Raw genomic sequence first — 13500 nt, 5'->3', positions numbered from 1 at the left:
CGTCGAATCCGGCAGTCCGTGCCCCGTCGGGGGTCGCGTCCCGTTCCCCGCGGGGCGCATGTGAAAGCCGTTATTCAAGAGGTTGACGTTACTGAAGTTGTGGTGCTGACGTCAGGCTACTGAAGTGGCGCCCGATATCGGGGTTGCAACGCCGACGGACCTCGCCGCAGCCGAGCGTGTGACGTGATGACCGACACCTCCGGCCTGCGACGGCCGGGTCATACGGGCGGACCCGGCAGGCGTACGGCACGATGAGGCCATGCACAGGGTCGACGACGACGGCGCAGGTCCGTCTGAGCGCCGTATCGCGGCGCCGCAGAACACGGTGTGGATCGTCGGGGCGGGCGGCCAGCTGGGGACCGCGCTGCTGGAGTCCGCCCACCGACCTACGCGTGTGCGCGCGCTGACGTCCCTCGATATCGATATCTGCGACCCTTCGTCGGTCGCGGAGGCGCTGGCCGATCTGGCAGCAGGAGACGTCGTGCTGAACTGTGCGGCGTACACCGACGTCGACGCCGCGGAGTCCGATCGCGATCGCGCGCTGGCGGTCAACGCACACGGACCGTCGAACCTGGCGACGCAGACCGCCCGCACGGGCGCGTGGTTGATCCACATCTCCACCGACTATGTCTTCGGCGGCGTCGCTGCCGGGAGTCGGCGCGAAGACGGGTCCTCCACCCTGCGAAGCACGCCGTACGAAGCAGTGCTGATCGAAAACGGCAACGTGCCCGAGACCGTGTACGGCGCAACCAAACTCGAGGGCGAGCGTGCGGCTCGGACAGCCGATCGGACCGCCACGATCGTTCGGACCGCCTGGGTGTACACCGGCGGTCCGGCGAGTCGCGACTTTGTCGGCACGATGCGTCGACTCGAGGCGACGCGCGACGCCATCACCGTCGTCGACGACCAGACAGGCTCGCCGACGTACGCACGTGACCTGGCCGATGGCCTGTGGGAACTCGCGGGACGGGTCGGCGACGCCGACGTGACGGGACTCGTGCTGCATGCCACCAACGCGGGCGTCGCCACCTGGTTCGATGTCGCGCAGGCGGTATTCGTCGAGGTCGGGGCAGACCCGTCGCGGGTCGCCCCCGTGTCGACCGATGAGTTTCCGCGACCGGCCCCACGACCTGCCTATTCGGTCCTCGATGGGAGCTCGTGGCGTGGGGCGGGACTGACCCCGCTGCGCGAGTGGCGTGCGGCGCTCCATGCGGCGATCACCGATGTCGTCGTCGACTGAGGGCGTTCGTTACCCTGACCGGGTGACTTCTGCCCTCGGTGTCGTGACGGTGACCTATTGGTCCGGCGGCCACGTGGAGACCTTCCTGAAGAGTCTCGACCACGCGACCTCTGCTGTACCCCGCGTCATCATCGCCGACAACGGCTCCGGCGATGGCGCCCCCGAGGCAGCCGAACGCGAGCACGAGAATGTGACGCTGGTGCACACCGGCGGCAACATCGGCTATGGCGGGGGCATCAACAGGGCGGTGGCAGAACTCGGCCCCGACGTCGAGTGGATCGTGATCGCCAATCCGGACGTCGAGTGGTCGCCCGGCGCAATCGACGAACTCATCGCGGCTGCGGCGCGGTGGCCGCGGGCGGGATCGCTCGGTCCGTTGATCCATGAACCGGACGGTTCGGTCTACCCTTCCGCGCGCCGCGTCCCCAGCCTGGTGTCGGGAACCGGCCACGCGCTGCTCGGGACCATCTGGAAATCGAATCCCTGGACAGCGGCCTACCGCGCCGACGACGTCGAGCCCAGTGAACGGCCCGTCGGCTGGCTGTCGGGGTCGTGTCTGCTGGTGCGCCGCGAGGCATTCGAGGCGATCGGCGGATTCGACGAGCGCTACTTCATGTACATGGAGGACGTCGACCTCGGTGACCGCCTCGGCAAGGCGGGATGGCTGAACCTCTACGTGCCGGGTGCCGAGGTCACACACACCAAGGGCCACAGCGCCGGACGCGATCCCGGCGCGATGCTGCCCGCACACCACCGCAGTGCGTACCTGTTCCAGGCGGATCGGAACCCGGGATTCTGGCGTGCTCCGTTGCGGCTCGCGCTCCGACTCGGCCTTGCCGTGCGCTCTCGCCTCGCCGTCCGCGCAGCGGCCCGTGAGGTGAGCGATGATGATTCGAACCATGTGAGAGGACACGACCAGTGACCGGATTCAGCGTGCCAAGCACGGCCACCTCGGCTCCCGCGCCGAGTGCCGATGTCGACATGTCGAAGACGCAGGCGGTGATCCTCGTCGGCGGTAAGGGCACCCGGCTGCGCCCGCTCACCTTGTCCGCGCCCAAGCCGATGCTTCCGGTCGCCGGGCTGCCCTTCCTGACCCATCTCCTGTCGCGTATCCGCGCGGCCGGGATCACCGATGTCGTGCTGAGTACCTCGTTCAAGGCAAGCGTGTTCTCCGAGTACTACGGCGACGGATCGAAGCTCGATCTGCGCTTGCGTTACGTCACCGAGGACGAGCCGCTCGGCACCGGAGGCGGCATCCGCAATGTGCTCGATCTGCTCACCGCCGACGACGTCGTGGTGTTCAACGGCGACGTGCTCAGCGGAACCGACATCGGCCAGGTCGTCGCGACGCACCAGCGCACCGACGCAGACGTCACCCTGCATCTGGTGCGTGTCGGCGATCCTCGCGCATTCGGTTCTGTCCCCACCGACGACGACGGCAGGGTCACCGCATTCCTGGAGAAGACCCAGGACCCGCCGACCGACCAGATCAACGCGGGCACCTACGTCTTTCGTCGCGAGATCATCGAGCAGATCCCGGCCGGTCGCGAGATCTCGGTAGAGCGGGAGGTCTTCCCGAAATTGCTCGCCGACGGACAGCACGTCCAGGGCTACGTCGACCACACGTATTGGCGTGACATGGGTACTCCCGAGGACTTCGTGCGCGGCTCGGCCGACCTCGTGCGCGGTATCGCGCCATCGCCTGCTCTCGGCGACCGCCACGGAGAGTCGCTCGTTCACGAGGGCGCGGGAATCGCTCCCGGTGCAGTCCTCATCGGCGGAACCGTCGTCGGACGCGGCTGCGAGGTGGGTCCGCGCGCACGACTCGACGGCGCGGTGTTGTTCGACGGTTCCGTTGTCGAAGCGGGGGCAGTGGTCGAACGCAGCATCGTCGGAAAAGGTGCGCGGATCGGTCCTCGTGCGCTCATCCGGGACACCGTCATCGGTGACGGCGCCGATGTCGGTGCGCGGTGCGAGTTGCTCCGCGGCGCGCGTGTGTGGCCGGGAGTCCAACTGCCCGACGGCGGCGTGCGCTTCTCGACCGACGTCTGAGAGCGTTCAGCGGGCCTTGGCCGCTGCGAGGACGCCACCGCCGAGCGGTACCACCACGGGGAGAAGCTGATCGTCGTCGGCGATTCGCAAGGCTGCGGTGCGGGCAGCGGTGGTGACCGGATCGGTACGCGCCGGATCGCCGACCGCGCCGGAGGCGGTCGCGTTGTGGATGACGACCACACCGCCCGGTCGCAGCATCCGCACCGCCTCGTCGACAAAGGTCGGGAGATCGATCAGCGGGCCATCGATGAAGACGAGATCGTAGGAGCCATCGGACAGCCGGGGCAGCACCTCCCGCGGAGTCCCGTTGATCAGTCGTGTTCTGCCGGGCGGGATGTCGGCGCCGGTGAACGACGCCCGTGCGGCCCGATGGTGTTCCGGTTCGGGGTCGATGGTCGTGAGCACCCCGTCGGCCGACATCCCGTTGAGAAGCCAGAGTCCGCTGACCCCGGTGCCGGTCCCGATCTCGGCGACGGCGTGCGCGTCGCATGAGCGGGCGAGCAACGCCAGCAGCGCGCCCACCGCTGGGCTGACAGGTTCGGTCCCCAACTCGTCTGCGCGGGCTCGTGCGGCGGTCAACGCATCGTCTTCGACGATCGCTGATTCGGCGTAATCGATCAGGGCCGCGGCATCGGCACCGGTGCGTGCATCGGTCATTCCATGAGATTAGGCCGCGCGCTGCCCGCGATGTCAGTGGCACGCCCGATTCGCGGGTTCGGGGCGGTCGGTGCACCGGGAAGACGCCCCAGGAAGACCCACCGGAAAGGCGACCGGGAAGACGCACCGGGAACTCGACACATCCGGATCGTCGAGGGCTCCGACGTACTCAGTGAACATGTGCCGACGTACTCAGCGAAGACTTACTCAGTGAAACCTCAGCCGCCTCACACTGCGACCTCACGGCGATGGGAGAGGGTAAGACAACAGCACGGGCGCGGTGGCCGGAATAGCCGCCGACTTGCAGGTGTTCATTATAGTGAATTCGTGTCGAATCGGTCCTCCACCGCCTCGACAGCAACAGAAGGGAACCGGCCACCCGCGATGACTGATCCCCAGGCGTCCACCGCCGTCGCATCACCGATCAACACAGCATCCATCACGGCAGAGTCCGGAACGGGGGTCGAGACGATCGACGTCATCCCCTCGGGCACCGCGGGTTTTGATGCGACCGGCGACGAGTTCTTGATGCCGACGTGGGACGAACTGGTCCGTGAGCACGCTGACCGCGTGTACCGGCTGGCGTATCGCCTCTCGGGTAACCAGCACGACGCCGAGGATCTGACGCAGGAGACCTTCATCAGGGTGTTCCGTTCGCTGTCGAATTACCGGCCGGGCACCTTCGAGGGGTGGCTGCACCGCATCACCACCAATCTCTTCCTCGATATGGTCCGACGGCGCAACAAGATCCGCATGGAAGCCCTGCCCGAGGAGTACGACCGGGTTCCCGGCGACACACCCGATCCCCAACAGATCTACGCCGACGCCAACCTCGACCCCGACCTCCAGGCAGCACTCGACTCATTGACGCCGGATTTCCGTGCCGCTGTCGTCTTGTGTGACATCGAGGGACTCTCCTATGAGGAGATCGCCGCGACACTCGGCGTCAAGCTAGGCACTGTGCGTAGTCGTATCCACCGCGGCAGGCAGACGATCCGCGATCACCTCGCGGCGCGTGGCCACGAGAATCGACGCTCGGTCGCCGTCGGAAACTGACGTTTTCACCCGTTTCGGGAACCCCGGGCACGATCGTGCCGTTTGGGATTCGGATAGGCTGTGGTGCCGGCACGGGCACGCGCAGCCCTTCGCCTGGCGGGACCGAGTGGTCCCGCTCGCGAAGACCGACCTGTGAAGAGGGGTGAACCACACATGATGGACGGCCGACGGGATCGACGAGATTCCGACGCGGACGCCGACAATCGAGCACACGTCGACAAAGGCACGCCCGCCGATGGCGTTCCCGCCGACAACGCGCCGCACGTCGCCCCCGCCTCCCACGTCGACACCGGGGCGTGTCAAGACGGTGTGGCCGGGTCCCGCGACCTCGCCGCCTCCCCGGATCTACGCGGCCGTAGGCGCTCGCCGTGGAACCCGGCGACGTGGTCGCCTGCGACGTCGTCCTTCGCACCCAACCCCGGATTCCGACGCCCTCGTCCGCGTCGATTCGCATCCACCGAGCATCTCGCGCCCGAAGCCGTCGCAGCTTTTGTCGACGGTGAGCTCGGCATGACCGCGCATGTGCGGGCAACGCATCACCTCGCGCTGTGCCATGAATGTATGGACGCCGTCGACGCACAGCTCGACGCCCGGACCAGGTTGCGCGATTCCGGCACGGTGGCGATGCCCGCCGATCTACTCGGGCAGTTGAGCCAGATCCCCACCAGAGAGATCGACATGACCGCCGCGCGAGATCGCCGCGACCACACTCGCCGCCCCGGCCCGTTCCCCGGGGGACGGTTCCACGGGCCTTTCGCGACGCCCGGCCCTCTGGCCGCTTCGGGCCTGCCGCCGGTAAACGCACATACCGACCATGTACACGAGCCGCCGCACCCTGCCACTGCGCCGATCGATGCGGTCCGCGGCGAACCCGGTCGTGGACGCCGCAATCGCTGGCGTGGGCGCTGGCTGAGCACCGGATAACGAACGCGTGGGAGCAGACGACATCGACGAGACCGCTGCCGGCGGACCGGACGACGGCCAACGCCGTCCGCAGCCGGCCGATTCACCTTTCAGCCGCGAGAACGCTTCTGCAACGGGAGGCCTGACACCGCCCGACGCCGGCGCCTCGGAATCCGCCCGGCAGCGGCATGCTCCGGTGTCACCTGCGACCGCACAGGTCTTCGGCCGTCCGGCTGGCGTAAGCGGGTCCTTCGCGTCCACACCGTCGTCGTCACGGCCCGCCCCGCAGATCGCGCCTCCCGATCCGGTGCTCGCCGAGGCATTCGGCAGGCCGGAGGGTTCCGACGAGACTCTGCAGCGCGACCCGCTGGCCGCCTACGGCGTCAGCGTCGAGGAGCCGACACCCGCCGATCCCTGGCGCGACCCGGAGAGCATCGCCTCACTCGATGCCCCCGCACTGGTCGATGCGTCCACGGTGCCCCCGACGGTCCCCGGCCCGAAAATGGGCGTCAAGGATTTACTCTTCGGCAAGCGCGTGACGTGGTACGCGCTGGCGACTCTGGCTGTGCTGGCGCTGCTCATCGGACTGGTTGGCGGCTTGATAGGCCGATGGACCGCAGAAGTCGCCTCGCCGTTGAACAGCAGTACGGTCAAGCTCTCCACCGGTGACGGCGGAGATGGTGGGGGAGAACCGAAGTCGGCTGTCGCGCGCGTTGCGAAGGCTGTCGAGAAGTCTGTCGTGTCCGTCGATGTGCGTACCGCGAGTGCGTACGGGACAGGCTCGGGTTTCGTGATCGACCCCGCCGGCTACATCCTGACCAACAATCACGTGATCTCGATGGCCGCCAACGACCGTAGTGCCAAGCTCGAAGTGGTCTTCTCCGACCGCAACCGTGTTCCGGCGCGAATCGTGGGGCGAGACATCCACACCGATCTGGCGGTGCTCAAGGTCGACAACGTGGCGAACCTGACGGTTGCCAAGATCGGCAACTCCGAGGATTTGCAGATCGGCGAAGAAGTCGTGGCGTTCGGGTCGCCATTGGGACTCGACCGCACCGTGACCAGCGGCATCGTCAGCGCCACACATCGTGCGGTGCCGCTGCCTCCCGATGCAGAATCCGACACCGACGCGGTGATCGACGCGATCCAGACCGATGCCGCGATCAACCCGGGCAACTCGGGCGGTCCGCTCGTCGACGAGTCGGCGGCGGTGGTCGGGATCAACACAGCCATCGCTTCCGGAGCGGGAGGCTCGATCGGCCTCGGCTTCGCGATCCCCATCAATCAGGCGATTCCGATCGCCCAGTCGCTCATCCGGGACGGCAAGGTCAACCATCCGCAGATCGGTGTCAGCGCGAGTTCGGTGCGTAACGACCGGGTTCTCGGGGCGGGTGTCCGCAACGTCGTGGCCGACGGACCTGCGGCGCAAGCAGGAGTCAGGGAGAACGATGTCATCACGTCGTTCAACGGCCGAACCATCGAGAGTGCCGACGAATTGACGGTCGCGGTGCGTACGACGAAGATCGGTGAACGGGTGCCCTTCACGTATTGGCGCGATGGTCGGACGTTCAACGGTTCGATCACCACCGCCAGCGACTGACGGCATCACTGTCGTCTCGTCGCGCGGTCGGCTCCAGAGTAGGGAAGTGTCATGTTCAGCAGCATCGGTTGGGGCGAGATCCTCGTGCTGCTCGTGGCTGCCTTGGTCATCCTCGGTCCGGAACGTCTGCCCGGCGCGGTGTCGTGGACGATGCAGTCGCTGCGCAAGGCCCGCGAGTATGCAACAGGTGCGACCGACCAGTTGAAGAACGACTTCGGCCCCGAGTTCGACGAGTTACGCAAGCCGCTGTCACAACTCAATGAGCTCCGCGGCATGACTCCGCAGTCGATGATCACCAGGCACCTCTTCGACGGCGACTCGTCGATCTTCACCAGCGGACCGGGGTCCAGCACCGTCGAACGGGACTCCGACTCGCCGCCGATCAAACCCGTCTCCGCGCCGGTCCCCATGACGAAGGACGATCACGGCTCGGCGTCGAACCCGACGGTGCGCCCCTCCGGCCGTCGGCACGATGTGACCGACTGGGATGCGACCTGACGGACTGGTCGTGGCAGGGTGGTGAGCCCTGACGGCACCGCCGCAGGCCTACTCGGAGCCTCGCCAGGAGTACCGACGGTGGTCCCGATCATGTTCAATCTGCTGGCGTGGAGTTGCCCCGGGCGTTGGAACGACTCGTGCTCTGTCGTCGTCAGCTCCCTCAATGGTGGTTGCAGCTGGGATGCCGCCATCGTCGCTCGGTACACATCCGAGACTGCGCGCTTACCGAGACTCGATGACCACGTCGCGCTCGACTGACGGATCGACGCGGCGTCAGCTGTGGCGGGTCGTGTCGATGCCGAGGCTCATGCCCGCCAGGCCGCGTCGACGTACCGCTAGTTTGTCCGCGATAGCGCGCAGTGCCCGCCCCGATGCCGACTCGGGCGCCGAAAGCACCACGGGCTCACCGGAATCACCGCCCTTGCGAAGAGCCGTCTCCAGCGGCACCTGGCCGAGCAATTCGACGGTCGACCCGACAGCACGGGTCAACCGCTCGGCGACCTTCTCGCCGCCGCCGGAGCCGAATGGCTCCATCCGGCTTCCGTCGGGCAGCTCCAGCCACGACATGTTCTCGACGACGCCGAGGATCTTCTGCCTCGTTTGCAGCGCGATCGCACCTGCGCGCTCGGCGACCTCCGCCGCTGCCTGCTGCGGAGTGGTGACCACGAGGATCTCCGCGCCGGGGATGAGCTGAGCAATGGAGATCGCGACGTCGCCGGTACCCGGCGGGAGGTCGAGCAGGAGAACGTCGAGATCGCCCCAGTAGACGTCGGCGAGGAACTGCTGCAACGCACGGTGCAGCATCGGTCCGCGCCACGTGACGGGGGTGTTGCCGTCGGTGAACTGCCCGATCGAGATGAATCGCACGTCGTGACTCATCGGCGGCATGATCATCTTCTCGACCTGCGTCGGCTTCGCATCGCTACCGAGCATGCGCGGGACGGAATGGCCGTAGATGTCGGCATCGAGGACGCCAACGGACAGGCCGCGCTGCGCAAGAGCGGTGGCCAGGTTGACCGTCACCGACGACTTTCCGACGCCACCTTTCCCGGACGCGACCGCGTAGACCCTGGTCAGTGAACCCGGTTGCGCGAACGGGATGACCGGCTCTGCTTTGTCGCCGCGCAGCTTCTTGCGTAGCTCGGTGCGCTGTTCGTCGTCCATCACGTCGAGATCGACGCGAATCGTGCCCACACCGGGGACGTCGGCGACGGCCTTCTCCACCCGGCCGGCGATCTCGCTGCGCATCGGACAACCCGACGTCGTCAGGTACACGGTGACGTCGACGCTCGCGTCGTCGTTGATCTGCACCGACTTCAGCATCCCCAGGTCGGTGATCGGCTTGCCGATCTCTGGGTCGTTGACCTTGCTCAGTGCCGAGCGGATCGCGGATTCGGTTGGCTGGACTCCGGTAGTCATCTCCGCCAGCTTAGCGCCGCGATCAGCGCAGGTAGAGAACGGGTGGTGATGGCAGCCGTTGGCCGGGGTATCGGGTGTGTCTAGCCCGGCACGACCTTGAGAGCGGGGGTGCTCGTGGCCGGAGCTCCCGGTTTCTGGGGTGCCTTCTTCGGCGCAGGCTTGGGTGCCGGCTGTCCGGGGATCGTGATGCCAGGTGGCAGGCAGATCGCGCCGAGGCATTGCTGCGACGGAGTCGACGGGCTCGGCGGCGTCGAGGAATCCGACGACGAGTCAGGGCCGGGCTGGCCGGGCTTCGGCGGCTTTGACGGCGTGGAGCTCGACGATTTCGACGAGGAGGGCGGCCGTTTGGGCTCGGGGATAGGGCTGGTCGGCATGACGCCGGTCGCATATGCGGCGGCCCAGGCGAGCACGTTGTTCACGTAGTCCATCGAGTGGTTGTACCGATAGACGGCAGCGACCTTGTTCTTGTCGGTCATGATGTCGGTGAATCCAGAGCACAGGTAGCGGCCCGCAGAGTATGTGGCGTCGAAGATGTTGTTCGGGTCTGCCTTGCCGTCGCCGTTGGCGTCGGCGCCCCACGCTGCCCATGTACTCGGGATGAACTGCATGGGCCCCATTGCGCGGGCGAAGCCGCCCTCGTGGCGAATCACCTCATTGCCTGCGAGGGAACCGTCGAGAACCGGCCCCTCGATGGGATTGATCGTGTTGCCGTACTGGTCGACCGAACCGTTGCTCGCGTGATTCGACTCGATCCGTCCGATACCGGCGAGCAGGAACCACGGCAGCTTGCACTGCGCTTGTTCGCTGCCGAGGCGGTTGGCGGCGAGCTTGTAGGCCTGCAACACCACACCGGGGATGCCGAGCGGCCCCGAGGGCAGGTCAGCGGCGAGGCGGTACTGCGGGTTCGCGGTCGCTGCCGCCTCTGCGGCGGCGGCCGAGACGGTCGGCGGTGGAGCGAAACCGAGCAGCGCGACGGGTTCGGCAGGCGCGACGGCTGCGAGCACGACCGGCTTCTCGGACTCCGCCTTGAGCGCGACCGGAACGCCGCCCTGGGCACTCGAGGTCGCTGCACCGAGCACCATCACACCGACGAGGGCACCACCCGCGCCCACGGCGAGTGCTCGGCCGGGCAGGCGGGTGCGCTTGGGACCGCGACGACGTCGAAAAGGATGTGGCGCTCTCAACCTCGGACTCCTCCGAGCTCGCTGCCACCCGTTCGCCGAATGTGACCCATCATCGACACTCCGTTGCCTCCACAGTCCGCCGGCACCCATCGCGTCGTGCCGTGCACGAGCAGGAGGGCCCACCCCGGAAAGAAACGCCGGGCGTCGCCGTCATCGTGGTATCTACGGCGCTCCGGCTGTGACCCACCATACATATGGGTCATGCGTCCGATTGCGGAACCCCCACAAAAGTTCACCATGTGAAAGTCATCGCGTGATCTGGCGGCGAAGTTACGCCCCTTCGACGAGTCGTCGCCGCGCTCACGATGAACGGCGCCGCGCCGACGATCCTCGGTACGAACCGTCGGTGACCGGGGCTCACCGATCTGGGTGGTGGCGCCGCGTCCTCGTCGACGACTGCGTGCTGTCGCCGTTCGCGGTGGCGCCGTCGAGTCCGTCGAGGCGCGCGACGAGCCGGTCGGCGAGGTCGTCGAGCATGTCGTCGAGTTCTTTGCGTAGGTAGTCGCGGGTGACTGTGTCGCCGACCGCGAGCCGAACCGCGGCGAGCTCGCGTGCGAGGAACTCCGTGTCGGCCTTTGTCTGGGCGGCGCGCGCACGATCCTCGTCGAGCGCGACGCGGTCACGGTTTTCCTGCCGGTTCTGTGCCAGGAGGATCAACGGGGCCGCGTAGGCAGCCTGGGTGGAAAAAGCCAGATTGAGCAGGATGAACGGATACGGGTCGAAGCGCAGCGCCACCCAGCTCAGGTTGAGGATGATCCACACGATGACAATTACCGTCTGGATAGCGAGGTAGCGGCCGGTGCCGAGGAACCGTGCGATCCGCTCGGCATACATCCCGACCAGGTCGCTGTCGACGTGGAACGACGGACGCCGGTTGACGCGCGGTGTGTCGAGGCGGCGGGTGCTCTGCTCGCTCGTCATACGCTCGCTCCTGGTGTGCCGGTGCCGCTCGCGGCGTCCGCTGTTGTCGACTCTGGTTCGTCGTCTTCGGGTTCTTTCTCACGCCAATCACGCGGGAGCATCTCGTCGAGGAGGTCGTCGACGCTGACCGCTCCGAGGAGATGGTTCTCGTCATCGACCACCGGGCCGCAGACGAGGTTGTATGTCGCGAAATAGCGAGTGACGGTCTCGAGCGAATCGTCGGGGTGCAACGACTGCAGATCCGCATCGAGGATGCCACCGACGATGTTCGCAGGTGGCTCGCGTAGCAGTGCCTGCAGGTGCACACATCCCAGATAGCGGCCGGTCGGGGTGGCGGTCGGTGGTCGCACGACGAAGATCATGCTGGCCGCAGCGGGAGTGACGTCGGGATCGCGCACGCGTGCGAGCGCCTCGGCGATGGTGGTCGACGCCGTCACGATCAGCGGCTCGGAGGTCATGAGTCCGCCGGCGGTGTCGGGCGAGTGGGTCAGCAGCCGTCGCACGGGTTCGGACTCCTGCGGATCCATGCGCTCGAGCAGCGACTCGGCCTCGGTGTCGGACAGTTCGCCGAGTAGATCGGCGGCGTCGTCGGGATCCATGGCCTCGAGCACGTCTGCGGCGCGTTCGACGTCGAGGTGCGCAAGCACGTCGGTCTGGTCGTCGGGCGGCAACTCCTGCAGCACGTCGGCGAGGCGCTCGTCGTCGAGTGCCTCGGCGATCTCGTCCCGGCGTTTCGGCGGAAGCTCGCGCAGCGCGTTGGCGACGTCGGCGGCCCGCATCCCCTCGAACTGGGAAAGTGCCTGCGCCACGCCCTGCCCCGGCAGTTCGAGGGCGCTCTGGGTGAGTCCGTGTACCCGATTCCACTCCACCACAATGGTTTCGCCGCGTCGCAGTCCTCGGCGTGCCGGACGTGCCGCGACACGTGACACGACCCAGTCACGAGTTCGGGTGCGCTCGATCCCGAGGTCGACGACGACCATGTCGATGCCCGCGAGATCGTCGTGGTCGGGGTCGTCGATCCGGACGCGCGAATCCAGGATCTGTCCGATCGCAAGTGCCTCGCCCGGACGCAGGTGCAGCCGTCGCAGGCTGACGGTTCCGGTGTTGAGTGTGACCGCGGTGGGATCGATGGAGGTCACCCGAAGCATGGGCACGAAGATCCTTCGGCGCGTGGCCAATTCGACGGCGAGCCCGAGCACGCGCGGCTGCTGTCCGGGCAGGCGGACGGCAATCACGGCATCGCGGACACGGCCGATCGACTCACCGTCAGGACCAAGGACCGCCAATCCGACTAATCTGGCCACGAAGACCTTGCTCACCGACGCCATGGGGGTAAGGGTAGTGGCCGAGTGGAGGACATGACATGACCAACCCGATGAGTTCCGGTCGGCAGACCCCCGGTCTCCCGACGCCGCCGAAAGGCTGGCCGATCGGCTCGTACTCGACTTACGCTGAGGCACAACGCGCCGTCGACTATCTCTCCGACGAGAACTTCACCGTTCAGGACGTCACGATCGTCGGTGTCGACCTGATGCAGGTCGAGCGTGTCATCGGTCGACTCACATGGGGCAAGGTGATCGGCGGCGGCATCGTCTCCGGTGCGTGGCTCGGCCTGTTCTTCGGGCTCCTGGTCTCACTCGTGGTCAGCGGTAATCCGTTCGTGCCGATCCTGTTCGGTCTCGTCGGCGGCGTCGTCTTCGGCGTCATCTCGACGACGATCCCGTATGCGGCGACTCGTGGGCAGCGCGACTTCGCGTCGACGATGCAGCTCGTCGCCGGACGCTACGACGTGCTCTGCGACCCGAAGAGCGCCGAGAAGGCCCGCGACATGCTGGCACGCCTCAACCCCTGAGTCGTCGGCGACGCCCCACTCGCCCTTGATTCCTGCGTGTTCACCCAACATTGGCACGGTCGCGCCGAATGTGTTGCTTGTCACTACCGCGCCGGGCTAGCGTAGCTCTCAACGCCAT

The 13500-nt window shown here is 67.0% G+C and carries 13 protein-coding genes; 8 read left to right on the top strand and 5 right to left on the bottom strand.

Going from position 1 to position 13500, the window contains the following annotated elements; all coding sequences use genetic code 11:
- The first annotated feature begins 259 nt into the window (after positions 1 to 259).
- Genes rfbD through manB form a run of 3 tightly spaced genes read left to right on the top strand, consistent with a single transcriptional unit; the run spans position 260 to position 3292 of the window.
- A complete protein-coding gene (rfbD, locus tag GOACH_RS09390; RefSeq protein ID WP_005173915.1) occupies positions 260 to 1240 on the top strand; it encodes a dTDP-4-dehydrorhamnose reductase in 981 nt (326 codons plus the stop codon).
- Positions 1224 to 2162, top strand: a complete 939-nt coding sequence (locus GOACH_RS09385) for a glycosyltransferase family 2 protein (protein WP_005173914.1) — start codon at positions 1224 to 1226, stop codon at positions 2160 to 2162. Before rfbD ends, GOACH_RS09385 begins: the two co-directional genes overlap by 17 nt.
- Positions 2159 to 3292 (top strand): mannose-1-phosphate guanylyltransferase, encoded by a 1134-nt coding sequence (manB, locus tag GOACH_RS09380; protein WP_005173913.1) that lies wholly within the window; start codon positions 2159 to 2161, stop codon positions 3290 to 3292. Before GOACH_RS09385 ends, manB begins: the two co-directional genes overlap by 4 nt.
- Before the next feature lie 6 nt (positions 3293 to 3298).
- On the opposite strand, the gene GOACH_RS09375 is transcribed toward manB, so the two are convergent.
- Positions 3299 to 3949, bottom strand: coding sequence for an O-methyltransferase (locus GOACH_RS09375; protein WP_005173912.1), 651 nt, complete (start codon positions 3947 to 3949; stop codon positions 3299 to 3301).
- Positions 3950 to 4333: 384 nt separating this feature from the next.
- Here GOACH_RS09375 and sigE point away from each other — a divergent pair, with 384 nt between their 5' ends.
- The 4 genes from sigE to tatB all read left to right on the top strand — a co-directional run bounded on the left by sigE (position 4334) and on the right by tatB (position 8006).
- On the top strand, positions 4334 to 5005 hold the full coding sequence (gene sigE / locus GOACH_RS09370; RefSeq protein ID WP_005173911.1) for an RNA polymerase sigma factor SigE: 672 nt from the start codon (positions 4334 to 4336) through the stop codon (positions 5003 to 5005).
- Between the two features lie 309 nt (positions 5006 to 5314).
- A complete protein-coding gene (locus GOACH_RS24605; protein WP_083859045.1) occupies positions 5315 to 5929 on the top strand; it encodes a hypothetical protein in 615 nt (204 codons plus the stop codon).
- A 7-nt stretch (positions 5930 to 5936) separates the two neighbouring features.
- On the top strand, positions 5937 to 7508 hold the full coding sequence (locus tag GOACH_RS09360) for a S1C family serine protease (protein WP_005173909.1): 1572 nt from the start codon (positions 5937 to 5939) through the stop codon (positions 7506 to 7508).
- A 51-nt stretch (positions 7509 to 7559) separates the two neighbouring features.
- A complete protein-coding gene (gene tatB, locus GOACH_RS09355; protein ID WP_005173908.1) occupies positions 7560 to 8006 on the top strand; it encodes a Sec-independent protein translocase protein TatB in 447 nt (148 codons plus the stop codon).
- A 273-nt stretch (positions 8007 to 8279) separates the two neighbouring features.
- Here the strand turns inward: tatB and GOACH_RS09345 are convergent, their stop codons facing one another.
- The 4 genes from GOACH_RS09345 to GOACH_RS09330 form a co-directional block, all read right to left on the bottom strand.
- Complete coding sequence (locus GOACH_RS09345) at positions 8280 to 9425, bottom strand: Mrp/NBP35 family ATP-binding protein (RefSeq protein ID WP_005173906.1); 1146 nt, start codon at positions 9423 to 9425, stop codon at positions 8280 to 8282.
- A gap of 80 nt (positions 9426 to 9505) precedes the next feature.
- Entirely contained in the window at positions 9506 to 10609 is a 1104-nt protein-coding gene (locus GOACH_RS09340; protein ID WP_245551860.1) for a lytic transglycosylase domain-containing protein, read from the bottom strand.
- A 357-nt stretch (positions 10610 to 10966) separates the two neighbouring features.
- A complete protein-coding gene (locus GOACH_RS09335; protein ID WP_005173903.1) occupies positions 10967 to 11530 on the bottom strand; it encodes a DUF1003 domain-containing protein in 564 nt (187 codons plus the stop codon).
- The gene (locus GOACH_RS09330; protein WP_005173901.1) at positions 11527 to 12858 is read right to left on the bottom strand and encodes a magnesium transporter MgtE N-terminal domain-containing protein; all 1332 of its coding nucleotides are present in this window, start codon (positions 12856 to 12858) and stop codon (positions 11527 to 11529) included. Before GOACH_RS09330 ends, GOACH_RS09335 begins: the two co-directional genes overlap by 4 nt.
- Before the next feature lie 35 nt (positions 12859 to 12893).
- Between GOACH_RS09330 and GOACH_RS09325 the strand changes: the two genes are divergently transcribed.
- Positions 12894 to 13382, top strand: a complete 489-nt coding sequence (locus GOACH_RS09325) for a YflT domain-containing protein (protein ID WP_005173898.1) — start codon at positions 12894 to 12896, stop codon at positions 13380 to 13382.
- Positions 13383 to 13500 lie beyond the last annotated feature (118 nt).

This window comes from Gordonia aichiensis NBRC 108223 (assembly GCF_000332975.1).
Classification (GTDB): domain Bacteria; phylum Actinomycetota; class Actinomycetes; order Mycobacteriales; family Mycobacteriaceae; genus Gordonia; species Gordonia aichiensis.
The sequence above is the reverse complement of the archived record's forward strand: the minus strand, read 5'-3'. Positions and strand labels throughout refer to the sequence as shown.